14 protein-coding genes and 1 pseudogene are annotated in these 16,341 nt (G+C 63.8%); 5 read left to right on the top strand and 10 right to left on the bottom strand.

Translation table 11 applies throughout. The annotated features are described in order from the left end of the window. Nucleotides 1–5 precede the first annotated feature (5 nt). Nucleotides 6–281: a hypothetical protein gene (locus EOB49_RS18795; RefSeq protein ID WP_127381866.1), complete on the bottom strand. Its 276-nt coding sequence runs from the start codon at nucleotides 279–281 to the stop codon at nucleotides 6–8. 148 nt (nucleotides 282–429) lie between these two features. On the opposite strand from EOB49_RS18795, the gene EOB49_RS18790 reads away from it, so the two are divergent. Then, nucleotides 430–2,451, top strand: coding sequence for an amidase (locus EOB49_RS18790; protein WP_127381865.1), 2,022 nt, complete (start codon nucleotides 430–432; stop codon nucleotides 2,449–2,451). A 10-nt stretch (nucleotides 2,452–2,461) separates the two neighbouring features. On the opposite strand, the gene EOB49_RS18785 is transcribed toward EOB49_RS18790, so the two are convergent. The 9 genes and pseudogenes from EOB49_RS18785 to EOB49_RS18745 all read right to left on the bottom strand — a co-directional run bounded on the left by EOB49_RS18785 (nucleotide 2,462) and on the right by EOB49_RS18745 (nucleotide 10,816). Further along, complete coding sequence (locus tag EOB49_RS18785) at nucleotides 2,462–2,875, bottom strand: hypothetical protein (RefSeq protein ID WP_127381864.1); 414 nt, start codon at nucleotides 2,873–2,875, stop codon at nucleotides 2,462–2,464. Nucleotide 2,876: 1 nt separating this feature from the next. Beyond that, nucleotides 2,877–3,227 (bottom strand): hypothetical protein, encoded by a 351-nt coding sequence (locus EOB49_RS18780; protein WP_245472755.1) that lies wholly within the window; start codon nucleotides 3,225–3,227, stop codon nucleotides 2,877–2,879. Nucleotides 3,228–3,357: 130 nt separating this feature from the next. Continuing rightward, a pseudogene (locus EOB49_RS18775) lies at nucleotides 3,358–4,003 on the bottom strand (ThuA domain-containing protein). Nucleotides 4,004–4,044: 41 nt separating this feature from the next. Continuing rightward, the gene (locus EOB49_RS18770) at nucleotides 4,045–5,067 is read right to left on the bottom strand and encodes an LLM class flavin-dependent oxidoreductase (RefSeq protein ID WP_164781731.1); all 1,023 of its coding nucleotides are present in this window, start codon (nucleotides 5,065–5,067) and stop codon (nucleotides 4,045–4,047) included. Between the two features lie 70 nt (nucleotides 5,068–5,137). Then, nucleotides 5,138–6,025 (bottom strand): ABC transporter permease, encoded by an 888-nt coding sequence (locus EOB49_RS18765; RefSeq protein WP_127381862.1) that lies wholly within the window; start codon nucleotides 6,023–6,025, stop codon nucleotides 5,138–5,140. Further along, nucleotides 6,022–6,981 carry an ABC transporter permease gene (locus EOB49_RS18760; protein ID WP_127381861.1) on the bottom strand — a complete coding sequence of 320 codons (960 nt, stop codon included), beginning with the start codon at nucleotides 6,979–6,981 and terminating at the stop codon, nucleotides 6,022–6,024. Before EOB49_RS18760 ends, EOB49_RS18765 begins: the two co-directional genes overlap by 4 nt. Before the next feature lie 7 nt (nucleotides 6,982–6,988). Further along, nucleotides 6,989–8,626, bottom strand: coding sequence for an ABC transporter substrate-binding protein (locus EOB49_RS18755; RefSeq protein WP_127381860.1), 1,638 nt, complete (start codon nucleotides 8,624–8,626; stop codon nucleotides 6,989–6,991). 33 nt (nucleotides 8,627–8,659) lie between these two features. Further along, nucleotides 8,660–9,436 (bottom strand): DUF427 domain-containing protein, encoded by a 777-nt coding sequence (locus EOB49_RS18750; RefSeq protein WP_127381859.1) that lies wholly within the window; start codon nucleotides 9,434–9,436, stop codon nucleotides 8,660–8,662. Nucleotides 9,437–9,457: 21 nt separating this feature from the next. After that, the gene (locus tag EOB49_RS18745) at nucleotides 9,458–10,816 is read right to left on the bottom strand and encodes an LLM class flavin-dependent oxidoreductase (protein ID WP_127381858.1); all 1,359 of its coding nucleotides are present in this window, start codon (nucleotides 10,814–10,816) and stop codon (nucleotides 9,458–9,460) included. A 190-nt stretch (nucleotides 10,817–11,006) separates the two neighbouring features. Here EOB49_RS18745 and EOB49_RS18740 point away from each other — a divergent pair, with 190 nt between their 5' ends. From EOB49_RS18740 to EOB49_RS18720, 4 genes are all read left to right on the top strand, one after another. Next, the gene (locus EOB49_RS18740) at nucleotides 11,007–12,815 is read left to right on the top strand and encodes an ABC transporter ATP-binding protein (protein ID WP_127320793.1); all 1,809 of its coding nucleotides are present in this window, start codon (nucleotides 11,007–11,009) and stop codon (nucleotides 12,813–12,815) included. 240 nt (nucleotides 12,816–13,055) lie between these two features. Next, nucleotides 13,056–13,493 carry a hypothetical protein gene (locus EOB49_RS18735; RefSeq protein WP_245472754.1) on the top strand — a complete coding sequence of 146 codons (438 nt, stop codon included), beginning with the start codon at nucleotides 13,056–13,058 and terminating at the stop codon, nucleotides 13,491–13,493. A gap of 391 nt (nucleotides 13,494–13,884) precedes the next feature. Then, nucleotides 13,885–15,747: an ABC transporter ATP-binding protein gene (locus EOB49_RS18725; RefSeq protein ID WP_127381857.1), complete on the top strand. Its 1,863-nt coding sequence runs from the start codon at nucleotides 13,885–13,887 to the stop codon at nucleotides 15,745–15,747. After that, a partial coding sequence (locus EOB49_RS18720) for an ABC transporter transmembrane domain-containing protein (protein WP_245472753.1) occupies nucleotides 15,747–16,341 on the top strand: 595 nt, incomplete at its 3' end. The genes EOB49_RS18725 and EOB49_RS18720, both read left to right, overlap by 1 nt.

Here is a 16,341-nt window from a genome sequence, read left to right as displayed (position 1 = left end):
GCCGCCTACTTCCCACAGTGATGATCGTTGATCTTGTTCACCGCATTCGCGTCGGGTCCGACGCGATGGTAGGAGCACGCGCCGGCCGCCGTCGTCACCAACTGCTGATCGTAGTAGCGCGGGCCGCCGAACAGGATGTCGATGAGATCGCCTTCGGCGGGAACGTAGCGTTCGGATTGGACCCGGCGGTCGTGGTGCCGGTCGCCAGCGAAAGCCAGGGCGCAAGCGCTTGAGCCCATGGCGACAGCGAGAGCTAGGATCGCTACGCATTTCGTGGTCATGCCAATACCCTCCTGGCCATTCCGGAATCACACCATACATCCAAAACCGTCAGCCGGACAAAAGTTCCGGAGAAGACCGCGATAGGCTCTTGCCGAAGTCTGCGGGCTCGCTCATCCATAGGATTGTAACGAAAGCCTGGAACCAGTGATGACCGATGCCAGCCTTCATCTCGTCGAAGCGACGATCGACCAACTGCGCCGCGCGCTCGATGACGGCACCGTCACCAGCGTCGAACTGGTCGGGGCTTATCTCAGGCGCATCGGGCATTTCGACCGCCACGGCATCAGCCTCAATGCCGTCCCAGTGCTCAATCCTGATATGTTCGAGGAGGCGGCAGCCTCCGACCGGCGCCGCCGCAACGGCGCCGTGCTCGGACCGCTCGACGGCATCCCCTACACCGCCAAGGACAGCTACAAGGTGTCAGGCCTGACAGTGGCCGCCGGTTCGCCCGCCTTCGAGCATCTCATCGCCAATGAGGACGCCTTCACCATCGCCCGGCTGCGCGCCGGCGGCGCCGTGCTGATCGGGCTGACCAACATGCCGCCAATGGCCAATGGCGGCATGCAGCGCGGCGTCTACGGTCGCGCCGAGAGCCCCTACAATGGCGACTATCTGACCGCCGCCTTCGCGTCGGGCTCGTCCAATGGCTCCGGCACGGCGACGGCGGCCAGCTTCTGCGCCTTCGGGCTTGGCGAAGAAACCTGGTCGTCCGGCCGCGCGCCGGCCACCAACAATGCACTGGTCGCCTACACCCCGTCGCGCGGCGTCATTTCGGTGCGCGGCAACTGGCCCCTGGTGCCGACCATGGATGTCGTGGTGCCGCACGCGCGGACAATGCCCGACATGCTCGAACTGCTCGATGTGATCGTCGCCGACGATCCCGAGACGCGAGGCGATTTCTGGCGCGCGCAGCCCTGGGTCGAGCTGCCGAAAAGCTCCGCTGTGCGGCCGCCGCGCTATACCGATCTCGCACTGGCGGGGTCGTTGAAAGGCAAGCGGCTCGGCGTGCCCAGAATGTATATCGGCCGCGACAGCGAGGCCGATGCGCCGATCGAAACCCGCGCCTCGGTGCTTGCCCTTTGGCAACAGGCAGCGGCCGATCTCGCGCGGCTTGGCGCCGAGGTGGTCGAGGTCGATTTTCCCGTCGTTTCCAACTATGAGCGCGACCGCCCCGGCACGCGCACCATGGTCGAGCGCGGGCTGGTGCCCCCAGAGTTCGCCGACCGCGAGCTCTGGGATCTCAGCATCTGGGGCTGGGACGACTTTTTGCGCGCCAATGCCGACCCGTCTTTGCCCGATCTCGTCTCGGTCGACGGCCCAAAGATCTTCCCGCAGCCGCCGGGCACGCTGCCCGACCGCTATGAGGGCGGCTTCGACCTGAGGGAATATGTCGAGCGGGCGCGGTCCGGCGTCACGCCCGTCACGGAAATCCCGACGATTGAAGAAGGCCTGAAGGGCCTCGAAGCGACAAGGCGGATCGATTTCGAGGACTGGCTGGACGCCCATGGCATCGACGCCGTGGTGCTGCCCGCGGCCGCCGATGTCGGACCGGCCGATGCAGACATCGACGAGGCGTCCGCCGCCCTTGCCTGGCGCAATGGCACCTGGGTCGCCAACGGCAATCTGGTCTGGCGCCATTTCGGCATCCCCACCGTCACCGTGCCGATGGGAACCATGGCCGATATCGGCATGCCGGTCGGCCTCACCTTTGCCGGCAAGGCCTATGACGATGAGAGACTGCTGCGCATGGCCGGCGACTTCGAACGCTCCACGCAGCGCCGCACCCGCCCGCCGCGCACGCCGGAACTTGACGACGATGTGTTTTCAGGCCGTCCTGCCCGAGCCGGCGACAGCAAGGTGCCAGCGTTCGCGATCACGCTTGCCGCCGAGACGCGGCCTTCCGGCGACCAGGACGAGATCGTCATCACGCTCGAACTGCCCGGCGAGGCCGCCGAAACGGCCAACATCCAGGTGCATGTCAACGGAGAGGTCGTCGTGCTGCAGCGAAGCGGTGCGCGCCTCAGCGGGCATGCCCTCATTCCGGCCGCCGAGCATCAGCGCTTCCACAGCGTCTGGCGTGGCTCCTACGGTTCGATCGTGACGGCGGTGGTGCGGCTGGAGGATGGGCGCACCGCTGGCGCCTTTGCGGTCACCGGCGGGATAAAATGAGTGCTGGGCACTAGGAGGGCAGAGAGGCCAGCCATTCTTCCCAAAATTCCTGCTGAATGTGGACGAAAACCGGAACCACGTCGACGCCATCGTAAAATATGTCGACCAGATCCGTCTCTTGGGGAAATCGCCCCATCGTCACCTTGCAGGCCATCAATCCGCGACTCTTCTCCATCACGGTATTTTCGGGATAAACATTGGCGCTTGCTCCGTAACAGAAGGGTAGCAGGCCATCGACTTCGAGTGCCTGACGGATTTGGAACAGAGCCTCGAAAAAGTCTTCCTCTTCTGCCTCGATCACCTTGTCCCGATAACTGCATTTCAGATTGCAGGCAGCGCCGTTCACGTGCAGCGTGAACACAGCTTGCTCGTCGTCACCAACGGAACCTGCGCCGATCAGAAAAACAGTACGCTGATGGTCCATCTCATCCCCCTCGCCATGTGACGGGATGGTAGTACAACAACGGCCGCTTTTCCAGCATGGCAGGGATTGGGACGGCCGCACTCCCTCCCGTCGTCATCCGCTGGCCGGGCGTCCCGCCGCAAAGGCAAGGTCCCGCCGAAATGGCGTCCAATTTGTCTTGCGCCAGACCGGCAAGCAGCTTTTCATCGAGGTAGCCTGCTCGGATGAGATGGGCGAAGACATAAAGGAGCTGCGAATAGCGGTAGTCGAACGTCCGATCGATATCCCGCCGCTGTTCACGCAAATAGGCTTCCAGCTCCCACATCTGGGAGGGAACCGTCACCGCACTGGCCTTGCTCTTGAATTCGGCCATCGTCTTTGCGAGGGCCGCCTCAAGAGCCTTATCGAAGGCGTGGCGGGCGCGGACCAACTGAAATCGTTCATTGGATATCTCCGCAGATGTCCTGTGAATTCCACCAGATTTTCACGAACTTCGCCTGCTGCTACCCCCGCGCCGCCCAAAGCAAACCCCGCTCCACCATCAGCGCCATTTCCGGCACCGCGAACTCATCCGCCGTGTGACCAAGGGAACTGTAGAAAACCTTCCCCGCCATAGCGCCGTTTCCAGACGACCGGCATGACGACGCCGCCTATCCCAGGAAAATGCGCGTCGGTGAAGGTGGTGGTCGCCAGCACCTCGTTGCTTGGGTCGACATGCATGTAATATTGCTCCGACCGGTAGGCGAAATCGCTGATGCCTTTTGTGATCGGATCGTCCGGCCGGGTGATGGCGACGTGATAGTCGATGATATTGCCGGGATGCGCCACCCATTGGCCGCCGGTCATGAACTGATAGTCGGGCTCGTTGCGGAAACTGTCGCCCATCGTGCCATGGAAACCGCCGAGCCCGCTTCCCCCGCGAACCGCAAACGTCAGGTTCTGCAGTTCGGCCTTTTCGATCGTCGACATGGTGATGACAGGCACGATGAGATCGAAGGAAGCAAGCTGCGGATCGGCGAACATCGCCGTGCCCTGGCCCAGCGTGACGTCGAAGCCGTTTCGCTCAAGCAAGATGCGAACTATCTTCGCGCTCTGCTCCGGCGTATGGCCCTCCCAGCCGCCCCAGGCGATCAAGGCCTTCTTTGGCATTGTGTACCTCCCTGGAAAACTCGGCCCTGATCGATCCGGCGTCAGCGCCAGCCCAGCGCTGGAGCGACATGGGTCAGGATCGCCTCGATGACATGCGCATTGTAGTCGACGCCGAGCTGGTTCGGAACGGTGAGCAGCAGCGTGTCGGCCTCGGCGATCGCCTCGTCCTGCGCCAATTCCTTAATCAGCACATCCGGCTCGGCCGCGTAGCTGCGCCCGAAGATCGCCTTGGTGTTCTCCTCGATATAGCCAATCTGGTCGCGGCTCTCATTGCCGCGACCGAAATAGGCGCGGTCGCGATCGTCGACCAGCGCGAAGATGCTGCGGCTGACCGAGACGCGCGGCTCGCGGCTGTGGCCGGCCGCTTTCCAGGCCTCGCGATAGATCCGAATCTGCTCGGCCTGCTGGATGTGGAACGGCTTGCCGCTCTCGTCGAATTTGAGCGTCGAACTCTGCAGGTTCATGCCGAGCTTCGCGGCCCATTCCGACGTGGCGTTGGTGGCCGCACCCCACCAGATCCGCTCGCGCAAACCCTCCGAATGCGGCTCGAGGCGCAAGAGGCCGGGCGGGTTGGGGAACATCGGCCGCGGATTGGGCTGGGCGAAGCCCTCGCCGCGCAGCGTCTCGAGGAAGACCTCGGCGTGGTGCCTTGCCATGTCGGCGTCGCTCTTGCCTTCCGGCGGCGCGTAGCCGAAATGGCGCCAGCCATCGATCACCTGCTCGGGCGAACCACGGCTGATGCCAAGCTGCAGGCGGCCGCCGGCGATGATGTCGGCGGCGCCCGCATCCTCGGCCATGTAGAGCGGGTTCTCGTAGCGCATGTCGATGACGGCGGTGCCGATCTCGATGCGGCTGGTCTTGGCGCCGACGGCTGCCAGCAGCGGGAACGGCGAAGCGAGCTGGCGGGCGAAATGATGCACGCGGTAATAGGCCCCGTCCGCGCCCAGTTGCTCGGCGGCGACGGCGAGGTCGATGGATTGCAAAAGCGCGTCCGAAGCCGAGCGCACTTGCGATTGCGACGAGGGCGTCCAGTGCCCGAACGACAGGAAACCGATTTTCTTCATAGCCATGCGATATAAGGATGCGCGTCAGGCTTCAATGCAAAAGAGATTTTTCGACGCGCCCAATCCAGGCTCATGCATCGCTATTCTCGAAGGCGCCGATGCCTTGTGCGATCAGATTGGTTGCCATCACCAGCGAGACGATTGCCGCGGAATTGAAGACGACGACCCACCATTTGCCGCCGGTCAGGAAACCATAGCCGTCGGCGACGGCCAGCCCCCAATCGGCCGATGGCGGCTGAATGCCGAGGCCGAGAAAGCTCAGCGTCGCGATCGAGAAGAACGCGTAGCCCAGCCTTGTGACCAGCTCGATCAAGATCGTTTCCCTGATGTTGGGCAGTATCTCCAGAAACATGATGGCGAGCGGGCCCTCGCCGCCAAGCCGCGCAGCGCTGACATAGTCGCGCTCATTCTGCTCGCGCACGGCGGCGCGGACGGTGCGCGCCACCAGCGGCGCGTAGGCGATGCCGATCACCAGGACGACCGTTAGATTGGACGGGCCGATGGCCACCAGCGTCATGGTGACGAGAACGATGAACGGAAACGCCATCAGCGTATCGAGCAGCCGCGCGCCGATGGCATCGACCAGGCCGTCGAAATAGCCGAGCACCAACCCGATGATGCTGCCGGCGGCGACACCGGCCAGCGTCGCCAGCGGCGCAACCAGCAGGATGTCCCGCGACCCGACGACAATGCGCGACAGCACGTCGCGGCCGAGCTGATCGGTCCCGAACCAGTGCAGCGCGTCGGGCGGCGTCAGCATCGCCAGGAAATCCTCGGCATAGGGATCGTAGGGAACGAAGAGGTTGCCTGCTATGGCGCACACGACCCAGAACAGAAGCAGCAGCGATCCGACCACGACCGACGGCGGCAATCCGGCGAAAGCACTGCGGATCCGGCGCACTGCCGGAAAGCCGGCCACGGCGCGCCTCGGTGCGGGAAACTCGGCCAGATCCGTCATGGCGAGGTCCGGCGGCGTTGCCGCGGATCGAGCAGCGCCAGTACGAGGTCGCCGGCCGCCGCCGACAGCACGAAGATTGCCGCCATCACCAGCACGCCGGCCTCGAGCATCGGGAAATCGCGTGCCTTGGCCGCATTCAGAACCAGATTGCCAAGCCCCTGGATGCCGAACAGCGCCTCGATCACCACCAGCCCGCCAAGCATGTAGCCGGTCTGCGTCGCCAGCACCGCGATGGTCGGCGTCAGCGCGTTGCGCAGCACGTGCCGAAAGATGATCTCGCGCCGCTCGAGCCCTTTCAGGACGGCGGTGCGCGTATAATCGGCGGCCATTGCCTCGATCACCCCTGCCCGCGTCATCCGGGCGATGTAGCCGGCAAGGTTCAGCACCAGCGGCAGCGCCGGCAGGATCAGATAATAGCCATGCGTCCAGAAGCCCGCGCCATCGGGCGCAACACCGGAGATCGGGAACCAGTTCAGCCACAGGCCGAAAACGATGAGCAGCATCAGGCCAGAAACGAAATCAGGCACAATGCCGAAGGAGACGCCTGCCATCACGATCAGCCGGTCGATCAAGCGGCCCGCATTGAGACCGGCAACGACGCCGGCACCAACGCCAAGCGGAATGAGAAAAATCAGAATAATGCCGGCAAGGGCGGCGGAGCGCTTGAGGCTTTCCAGCACGAAGGGCGCCACCGGCCCGCGCATGGACAGCGAGGTGCCGAAGTCACCGGTGACGGCCTTGCTGAACCAGAGCCAGTACTGGACGAGAACCGGCTGATCGGTGCCCAGCCGCTTGTTCAGTTCCGCCACCGCCTGCGCATCGGCAAAAGGCCCGAGCATCACACGGCCGACATCGCCGGGCAGGACCTGCCCGGCGAAGAACACCAGGATGCTGACCAGCCACAGCGTGAGGACAAGTGTGCCCAGACGCGCTGACAGAATGCGACCGGTCAGCATGTCGCGATCATGCCTGGACGAAGGAAACGCGGTCGAGCAGCAGATGCGAGATCGCGGTGAAGCGCACGCCCTCGACCTTCGAGCTGACGATCCGGCTGTATTGCGAGAAGTAGCTGATGATCGCCGGCGTCTCGTCGAGCAGCAAGGTCTGGATCTTGCCGGCAACGAGGCGCTGTGCCTGCAGATCACGCGCCTTAGAGTAGTCGAGCAGCAGCGCATCATAGGCCGGGTTGTTGAAATGCGCCGCGTTCCAGGCTCCCGAACTCTTCAGCGTGGCGTTGAGGAAGATGTCGGGCGTGCCGCGATGGCCGTAGTCGGTGATGCCGAGCACCGAATCCAGCCAGGGCGAGCTGCCGAAGGTGGCCGAGCCGTAATAGGCGTCCTGCGGCAGGACGTTGAGCTTGACGTCGATGCCGGCCTTCCTGGCGAAGTTCTGGATGATCACCGCATAGTCGGGAATGTCATAGGCGCGCTCGGTGGTCAGCGTCACCTCGAAGCCGTTCGGCACACCCGCCTCGCCGAGCAGCCGCTTGGCTTCCGCAATGTCCTGCTTGCGCTGCGGCACCGACGGATCGGCCGATGGGAAGATCGGCGCGAACGGGGTGTCGTTGCCGACGATGGCGCGGCCCTTCAGCAGGCCCTTGACCACCGCCTCGCGGTCGATGGTGAGCGCCAGCGCGCGGCGGATGCGCTTGTCGGTGAACGGCGCCTGGTCGGTTCTGAGATGCACCTGATCATGCGAGCTTGCCTGCACGCTCAGCAGCTTGAAATTGGGATTGCCCTCGATCGCCAGCTCCAGGCGCGTCGTGCTCGGGATGACGTCGAGCTGGCCGGCCTGCAGCGCCAGCACCTGCGCCTGCTCGTCGTCGAAGAACTTGATCTCGACCCGGTCGGGCAGCGCCTTGTCGCCCCAGTAGTCCTCATTGCGCACGAAGCTTGCGCCTTGCTTGGGACGGAAGGATTCCAGCTTGAACGGGCCGGTGCCATTGAACGTCTTCTCGAAATCGCCGGCATAGTCGGCCGGCAGGATGACGGCATTGTAGACGTCTGAGGAGACATAGAAAGGGAAGTTGCTGTTTGGGCCGTCGAGATCGAAGGCGACGGTTTCGTCGTCGACCAGCTTGGCGCCGCCCTTGGACAGGATGCCCTTGTAGGCGGACAGCGCCGACGAGCCGCTGGCCGGATCGACCAGCCGCTCGAAGCTCGCCACAACATCCCTAGCGGTGACCGCGCGGCCATTGTGGAATTTCACCCCTGGCCGCAATTTGAAGGTCCAGCGACTGGCCGTCTCGTTTGCTTCCCAGGACAGAGCCAGCTTCGGCTGCAGACCATCCTTCGGATCGTCGAGGATCAGATACTCGCCGATCTGGCTGATCACCCCGATGCTGGCCGGATCGGTGACCGAAACCGGATCGATCGCCTTGGTCGGCTGGCCTAGCCCGACACGGACCGTGCCGCCTCCTGCGGCTGCAGCGCGCGCGCCTCCTAGCCCCTGCGAGGCGGCAAAGCCGGTCAGGCCGAGCAGTGCGGCATACTTCAGGAGATCGCGGCGCTTGAGAAAGCCGCCCTGATATTCGTCGACGGCGACATTCCAGATGTCCCCCGACAGGTTGCGAACTGCGTCGATGTCTCTGCGTTTGGTCATGGTGAAACCCTGCCTTGAAATGAAGATTGAAAGCTATGCGACGGGTTCGCCGTCGACATGGATGCGGTCGACGGCCTGCGGATAGAACGCGATGAGACCCTTGATCTTGGGCATTTCCTCTATGGGATCCCGGTAGCTCCAGGCGATGTCAGGGCGCACCGAGCCGTCGCTCAGCAGGCCGGACCAATAGGAGGCGATGCCCTTGTAAGGACATCGCGTCGTGGTGGCCGAGGCCGTCAACCGCTCCAGATTGATGTCTTCCGCGGGCAGATAGAAACGCGTCGGCAGATGCGTCTCGAACAGCAGCACCGGACGGTGGCTGTCGGCGATCGGCTCGCCGTCGAACCAGATTTGCACATGGCTGGAGCTCTGCAGCACATCGATACGTGCATAGGGATCGCGGGCGTGGACGAAGGCTTCCTCTTCCTCCTCGAACCATTGGTCGACGGCTTTCCAGGTGAAGGCGATGCGGCCGGCCAGAGGCGCCAGGTTTTCATCCGGTGGCGACACGAACGCCCAGGCCGCGTTGGCGCTGCGCCTGTCACTGCTGTCGATATCCCAATAGGCGGTTTCGCCACCGACCGGGTGCGGTTCGCGATGCAGTGAGGGTCTCAGCACCGACGGGTCGACCGCTGACGGCGGGAAGAAATAGATCGGCAGGAAATGGTTGGAGCGCAGCACGAGCACGTTGCGGCTGTCGGCGATGGTGCGGCCGCCGAACTTGACGCGCACGCGCTTGGGGCTGTGCAGGACATTGACGAGCTGCGGCGCGGTGGCTTCGCGGGGCTGCAATCTTGGTGCAACGGTCATGATCGTTCTCCCGGCCTGACGTCAGGACACCGCGCGCGCATTGTCGCGTTGTTCGGCGAAGCGATTGGCTGGTCGCGCCAGGCCGAAGCGGTCGCGCAACGTTCCCGGCGCGTATTCGGTCGGGAACACGCCGCGCCGCTGCAGCTCCGGAACCACCTGGTCGGCGAAATTCACCCAGTCCTCGGGCAGCAGCGGGAACATCAGGTTGAAGCCGTCGGCGGCACCGGAAACGAACCAGTCCTGCAGCTGGTCGGCGATCTGTACCGGCGTGCCGGCGACGGTCGGCACCGAACCGCTGTTGGCGAGTTTGCGGGCGATCTCGCGCAGGCTGAGATTCTGCTTCGCCCATTGCTTGACCCGGTTGAGCGACGTGCGTCCGCCGTTGAACGTGCTCTCGTCCGGCAGCGGCGGCAATGGCCCGTCCGGCGGGAACAGCGACAGGTCCAACCCGCTCCAGCTGGACAGAAGGTCGATGCCGACCTGATCCGGCAGCAAGGTCTGCAGGTATTCCTGCTTTTCCCGGCCTTCTGCTTCGGAGGCGGCGACAACAGGCAGGATGCCGGGCAGGATCTTGAAGCTCTCCGGCCGCCTGCCGTGGCGGGCCAGCCGCTCGTTGATATCCTGACGGTATTTGATGCCATCTTCCTTGGTGCTGTAGATGGCGAAGTGCGCATCGGCCTGGGCGGTGGCGAAGTTCTTGCCGTCCTCCGAGGAGCCCGCCTGGACGATCAGCGGATGGCCCTGCGGCGGCCGCGAGACGTTGAGCGGGCCGCGGACCTTGAAGTGCTTGCCCTTGTGATCGATGGGATGGGCCTTGTCGGGGTCGGCGAAATAGCCCGACGCCTTGTCGATCAGCAGCGCCTCGTCTTCCCAGCTGTCCCACAGCGCTTTGACGATATCGAGGAATTCGGCCGCACGCTCGTAGCGGAACGCATGTTCGATATTGCCGTCGCGGCCGAAATTGCGCGCCTCCTCGTCCATCGCCGAGGTGACGACGTTCCACGACGCCCTGCCCTTGCTGATGTGGTCGAGCGAGGCGAACATGCGCGCCACATTGTAGGGCTCGCTGTAGGAACTCGATGCCGTGGTGATCAGGCCGATATGTTTGGTCACGCCCGCCAGCGCCGAGAGCAGCGTCAGCGGTTCGAGGCGGGCATTGGCGTAGTGGGCGACGCCGCTCTTGACCGAATCCCAAATCGAAACGTGGTCGGCGACGAAGATGGTGTCGATCCTGGCGCGCTCGGCCGCCTGCACGAGATCGCGGTAGAATTCGAAGTCCAGCACCTCCCGCCTCGGCGCCCTGGGATGGCGCCACGACATCCGGTGATCGCCCTGCGGGTTGAAGAAGAATGCGCTGAGGATCATGTGGTCTCGAGCCATGACGGCCTCCTTCCAGATCTGCTCCGGAGACCGTCGCGCTGCCTCGGCAGACGGCGACAATCTCTCCTGAGGCATGAAAGGTAGATTGCGCTTCGGCTTAATCCGAGTAATTTTATAGAGATAATGCACTCCGAAAGCGGAAGCGATTGCCCTCGATGGCAGCGCTCGAAGAAAGTGGTTTCAAGTCTCCATGTCCTCCTCGGTTCTGAACGTAGACCAGCTGTCCGTCGCCTATGACGGGCGCAAGGGATCGCATCCCGCCGTCAGCGGCGTGTCGCTGCACATCCGCGAAGGCGAAGCGCTCGGCCTGGTCGGCGAGTCAGGATCGGGCAAAAGCTCTGTGGCGCTCGCCATCCTGCGTTATCTGCCGAAGAACGCCCGTATCGCGGCCTCAGCGCTTGAATTCCAGGGCCGCGAAATCCGCGACCTTTCCGCCGAGCAACTGCGCCGGCTCAGGGGAAATCAAATCGCGGCCGTCTACCAGCATCCGGGCGCGGCGCTCAATCCAAGCATGACGATCGGCCGGCAGATCACCGAGACGATCATGCGGCACCGCCCGGTTCGCCTCGACGAGGCGCGCGAGCGTGCGGCCGAACTGCTCGGCCGGGTCCGCGTCAGCCATCCGGAGCGTGTGCTGGATCTCTATCCCCACGAACTCTCCGGCGGCATGCAGCAGCGCGCCAACATCGCCATCGCGATTGCGCTCGACCCGTCGCTGCTGGTGCTGGATGAGCCGACGACGGCGCTCGACGCCAGCGTCCAGTCCGAGATCATCGCCATCCTCTCCGACCTGCGCAAGGATCACAAAACCAGCATCCTGCTGATCAGCCACGACATCAACATGATCCGCCGCTCCTGCGACCGGGTGGCGGTGATGCAGGCGGGAACCGTGGTCGAAAGCGGCGTTGCGGGCGATGTCTTCGACAACCCCTCTCACGCCTACACCAAGGCGCTCATCGCCTCGATCCCGGCGCTCAACTACACCAAGCGGGACGGAAGACTGGCGGAGACGGACGGCGTGCCAGCGCACCCCATAGCCCAAGGCGAAGACGCCGGCTTGCCAAAAGAACGCCGGGTCGCGATCGCCTGCAAAGGCATCAGTCATGCCTTCGGCAGCCAGCCAGTGCTGCACGGCATCGATCTCGACATCGGCCAGGGCGAAACCTTCGGGCTGATAGGCGAGTCCGGTTCGGGCAAGTCGACACTGGCAAGGATCGTCACCGGCCTGCAGGCGCCCAGCGCCGGATCGGTCGAACTGTTCGGCAGGACGGTCGCGCCGCGCGTCGAGAAGAGAAACCTTGCCGAACGCCGCGACGTGCAGATGGTCTTCCAGTCGCCGGATCGCACGCTCAACCCGCGCCAGCGGATTGGCCGCATCCTCGGCCGCCCGCTGCGCCGGCTCGCCGGGCTGCGCGGCAGCGAGGTGAGAGCCCGCGTCGGCCACCTGCTGGCATCGGTCCGTCTCGCCGGCGCCACGGCCGAGCAGAAATCGCGCTCGCTGTCCGGGGGCCAACGGCAACGGGCGGCGATCGCGCGCGCCTTCGCCGGCGTGCCGAAGGTCGTCGTGCTCGATGAACCGACCTCCGCGCTCGACGTCTCCGTCCAGGCGACCGTTCTCAACCTGCTCAACGACCTGCAGCGCGACAAGGACACGACCTATCTGTTCATCAGCCACGACCTCAGGGTGGTGCGCTACATGGCCGACAGGATCGGCGTGCTCTATCGCGGACGCCTGGTCGAAACCGGTTCATCCGACCAGATTTTCAAAGGCCCCAACCACCCCTATACCGCCCTGCTGCTAGCCGCTTCTTCCGATGAGGCCGAGCCGAAACTATCCGCTCCAGCCGAGATCGAGGCCACCGGTGTCCCGAACACCGGATGCGCCTTCGCCGACCGCTGCCCCCTGGTTCTGCCTGACTGCCGAAAGGCGGAACCATCAGCCATGGAGGTCGCGGCCGGCCACCGGATCGCCTGCTGGCGGCACGGCCAGGGTTTTTGAACGGCTCAACAGCAGTACGAAGGCCCGCGGCAACTCGGTTTCAGCGGCAGGCAGGTCGTCCGATGCATGGAACCTCTCCGACGGCTGGCGAGGCGGTGCAACATTGTCATGGCGTGCTGATTTGCCGACACTGGAAGCCCGGAGTTCCTGGTCCCGCGCTGGGCTTGGGTGTTTCCTCGCATACAAATATATTCGTTCATGCTAATATATTGTGGTCATGCACATTCGTTCGTGACGAACATGTGGGAGGATGCAATGAAAACCATGAATCGCAGGTCTGCAATTGCTCTGGGTGTGACGGCTGCCGCGATAACGCCTCTGTTCACCCTGGCGGCATCAGCGAAGGTCAAGAAATACGGCCCGAAGGAAGGCAAGGAGATTGCGCCCGGTGTCAGGGCGGTTGAGGTCAGCACCGGCGACTCCGACATTCCCGCCTACAAGAGCATCGCAATCGTCGACGTGGTGTTCCAGCCCGGCGCACACGCGCCTCAGATGGTGATGGATAATGACATGGTCTGCACCATTACTTCAGGCGCATTCACGATCAAGAAAGCCGACAAGGAATTCAAGCTCAAGGAAGGCGACATGTACACCTGCGCCAAAGGCAAGACCGACGAGGCCACGAACACAAGCAAGGAGGTCGGCGTCCATCGTATCGCCGTCCTGATACCTGCCTAGAGCATGATGCCGAAAAGTGTGAAGCGGTTTTCGGACGACATCATACTCTATCTCTTTGATTTAGAGACGGATTCAGATTTCAGCTCGATTCGACCTGAAATCATCCGGCTCTAGCAGACCGGATTCCGGCCGGATGGAAGATCGCACGCCGTCCGGCCGTCGCTTGCGTACAGCCGGATGCTGGCCTCGTCCGGCCAACGCCCTTCAGCAAGAGGATTCCGTCGCTGGTGCCAGCCGGATCGCAGTCGCATGCTCGCTTTCCGTTCAGGCACAGTGCGATACCGGAATTGGCTCTTGAACGGCCAAGTCGGACACGCGTACCATTGTGCCATCTGAATTGAGTCTGCTTTATTAGTCCGGACTAACCTCCGGATTGGTTTGGATATTTCCCTTGAACACGCAAGCAATCGGCGGCGCGCCGGAGCGCGGCAAATCGTTTGCCCATGTGGCGGAAGCCTCCTGGGGCAAGGGCCTCAGCACCTTGCTCCGCATCGTGCGCATGACGCTGCGCCATCCCTGGCAGGTCGCCATCACCATCGTCTCGACCTTCATCGCCGCGACCTTGCAGCTTTTCATTCCCCGCCTGCTGGGCCGCGCCATCGACCAGGCGCAGGGCGTCATGGCCGCGGGTGCCGGCGCTGCCGCGGAACAGGCGCTGTGGAATACGGCGCTGACGCTGCTCGTCGTCTCGATCCTGCGCGGCCTCTTCACAATGGCGCAGAACTACTATGGCGAGGCCGTCGGCCACCGCACCGGCTATGAACTGCGCCTGGCTTTCTACGAGAAGATCCAGCGCCTGAGCTTCGCCTACCACGACAGGGTCCACACCGGCGATCTCATCACGCTCGGCCTGCTCGATCTCGACGGCGTGCGCATGTTCTTTTCCACTGGCATTTTGCGCGTGGTGCTGCTCGGCGTGCTGATCGGCGTCGGCGCGTATCTCCTGGTCAGCACCGATCCCGTGCTCGGGTTGCTCAGTCTGAGCTTCGTGCCCTTCGTCGCCTGGCGGTCCTCGGTCACCCAGCTCAAACTGCGCAGCACCTGGCTGACGTTGCAGGAGCGCCTCTCGGTGCTGAGCCGGGTGATGGATGAGAACCTCGGCGGTATCCGTGTCGTGCGGGCCTTCGCAGCGCAGCGGCATGAGCTGGAAAAATTCGATCGCGCCAAGCGCGATGCACTGGACCTCGCCAATCAGCGCGTCGACATCCGCGTCGCCAACACCAGCGCCATGAATTTCTCGTTCCTGGCCGCCATGGGGCTGGTCCTGTGGTTCGGCGGCCAGAAGGTGATCGCAGGCCAGATCAGCGTCGGCACGCTGGCGCAGTTCCTCACCTTCATGACCATCCTGCAGATGCCGGTGCGCCAGCTCGGGCTGATGGTCAATTCCTTCGCCCGCGCCTCGACCTGCGGCACCCGGCTGTTCGAACTGCTCGACGCCGAGCTCGACATCGAGGACGCGCCCGGCGCCAGGGATCTCGTCGTCAGCGACGGCGTGCTGCGCTTCGACAATGTCGGCTTTCGCTATGAGGGCGCGGGCGGCCGGCCGACGCTGTCCGGTATCTCCTTCGAGGCCCGGTCCGGCGAGACCATCGGCATTGTCGGCCCACCGGGCAGCGGCAAGTCGACCATCGCGCATCTGATCCCGCGTTTCTACGACGTCACTTCGGGCACGATCACCATCGACGGCCAGGACATCCGCGAGGTGACGCTGCAATCGCTGCGCAAAGCCGTCGGCGTCGTGCAGCAGGACGCGTTCCTGTTCACCACCTCGATCGAGAACAACATCGCCTATGGCAATCCCTGGGCGCGCGAGACCCGCATCGGGCAGGCAGCCGAGTACGCCCAGCTGCACAATTACATCATGGGCCTCCCGGCCGGTTACACCACGGTTGTCGGCGAGCGCGGCGCGTCGCTTTCCGGTGGCCAGCGGCAGCGCCTGACCATTGCGCGGAGCCTGATGCTGCGGCCATCGGTGCTGGTCTTCGACGATTCGACCGCGGCAATAGATGCCGGTACCGAACAGCGCATCCGGGCGGCGATGAAGCGCTTCGCCAAGGATCGCGTCACGCTCATCATCTCGCACCGGCTGAGCTCGCTGATGCATGCCGACCAGATCCTGTTCGTCGAGGGCGGCCGGATCGTCGAGCGCGGCACGCACGAGGAACTGCTGGCGCTCGGTGGCCGCTATCGCGCGCTCTACGATTTGCAGCTGCGACCGGACGATGAGCGGCCTGTCGTGGCGGGAGCCGCATGATGTCGACACAGGCCGACGACGACAAGGAAGATACCAGCCGCCGGCCGACAAGGGCCGTCGTGGGCTCGCATCGCGACGAGGAAGAAGTCTTCGGCAAGGCCTACGACCCCCGCATCGTCAGGCGCATCTGGAGCTTCGTGCAGCCGTATCGGAGCCGGATCTTCATCTCGGTCGCCGCCGTGCTCGTGTTCACGCTGACTCAGCTGGCGATCCCGCTGGTCATCCGCTACGCCATCGACCACGGCATGACGGCAGGCAAGCTCGACCAATCGGTGATGATCGCCTCGATCATCACTTTCGCCGTCATTATCCTGATCAACTATGCCGCCAGCTATGTGCAGGAAAGCGTCGTCGGCAAGGTGGCCGAAAATGTGCTGTCCGATCTGCGCCGCGCCATGTTCAGCCACCTGCAGCGGGTCTCGTTGAGCTTCATGGACAAGACCGAGGTCGGGCGGCTGATGTCGCGTCTGCAGGGCGACGTCAATTCGATGCAGGAATTCCTCGAAACGTCGGTCATGTCGGTGGGCGACATCGTGCTGCTGTTCGGCATCGTCAGCGTGCTTTTGTGGCTGGATTTCCGGCTCGGCCTGCTGA

Origin of the sequence: Mesorhizobium sp. M7A.F.Ca.MR.148.00.0.0, from assembly GCF_003997735.1 — a bacterium.
Taxonomy (GTDB): Bacteria; Pseudomonadota; Alphaproteobacteria; order Rhizobiales; family Rhizobiaceae; genus Mesorhizobium.
This window is presented reverse-complemented; position numbering and strand designations above follow the sequence as displayed.

Excerpts from the sequence above, each read along its gene's own strand:
- EOB49_RS18795 (WP_127381866.1), bottom strand. The coding sequence starts at position 281 with ATGACCACGAAATGCGTAGCGATCCTAGCTCTCGCTGTCGCCATGGGC.
- EOB49_RS18790 (WP_127381865.1), top strand. The coding sequence starts at position 430 with ATGACCGATGCCAGCCTTCATCTCGTCGAAGCGACGATCGACCAACTG.
- EOB49_RS18785 (WP_127381864.1), bottom strand. The coding sequence starts at position 2,875 with ATGGACCATCAGCGTACTGTTTTTCTGATCGGCGCAGGTTCCGTTGGT.
- EOB49_RS18780 (WP_245472755.1), bottom strand. The coding sequence starts at position 3,227 with ATGGCCGAATTCAAGAGCAAGGCCAGTGCGGTGACGGTTCCCTCCCAG.
- EOB49_RS18770 (WP_164781731.1), bottom strand. The coding sequence starts at position 5,067 with ATGAAGAAAATCGGTTTCCTGTCGTTCGGGCACTGGACGCCCTCGTCG.
- EOB49_RS18765 (WP_127381862.1), bottom strand. The coding sequence starts at position 6,025 with ATGACGGATCTGGCCGAGTTTCCCGCACCGAGGCGCGCCGTGGCCGGC.
- EOB49_RS18760 (WP_127381861.1), bottom strand. The coding sequence starts at position 6,981 with ATGCTGACCGGTCGCATTCTGTCAGCGCGTCTGGGCACACTTGTCCTC.
- EOB49_RS18755 (WP_127381860.1), bottom strand. The coding sequence starts at position 8,626 with ATGACCAAACGCAGAGACATCGACGCAGTTCGCAACCTGTCGGGGGAC.
- EOB49_RS18750 (WP_127381859.1), bottom strand. The coding sequence starts at position 9,436 with ATGACCGTTGCACCAAGATTGCAGCCCCGCGAAGCCACCGCGCCGCAG.
- EOB49_RS18745 (WP_127381858.1), bottom strand. The coding sequence starts at position 10,816 with ATGGCTCGAGACCACATGATCCTCAGCGCATTCTTCTTCAACCCGCAG.
- EOB49_RS18740 (WP_127320793.1), top strand. The coding sequence starts at position 11,007 with ATGTCCTCCTCGGTTCTGAACGTAGACCAGCTGTCCGTCGCCTATGAC.
- EOB49_RS18735 (WP_245472754.1), top strand. The coding sequence starts at position 13,056 with ATGTGGGAGGATGCAATGAAAACCATGAATCGCAGGTCTGCAATTGCT.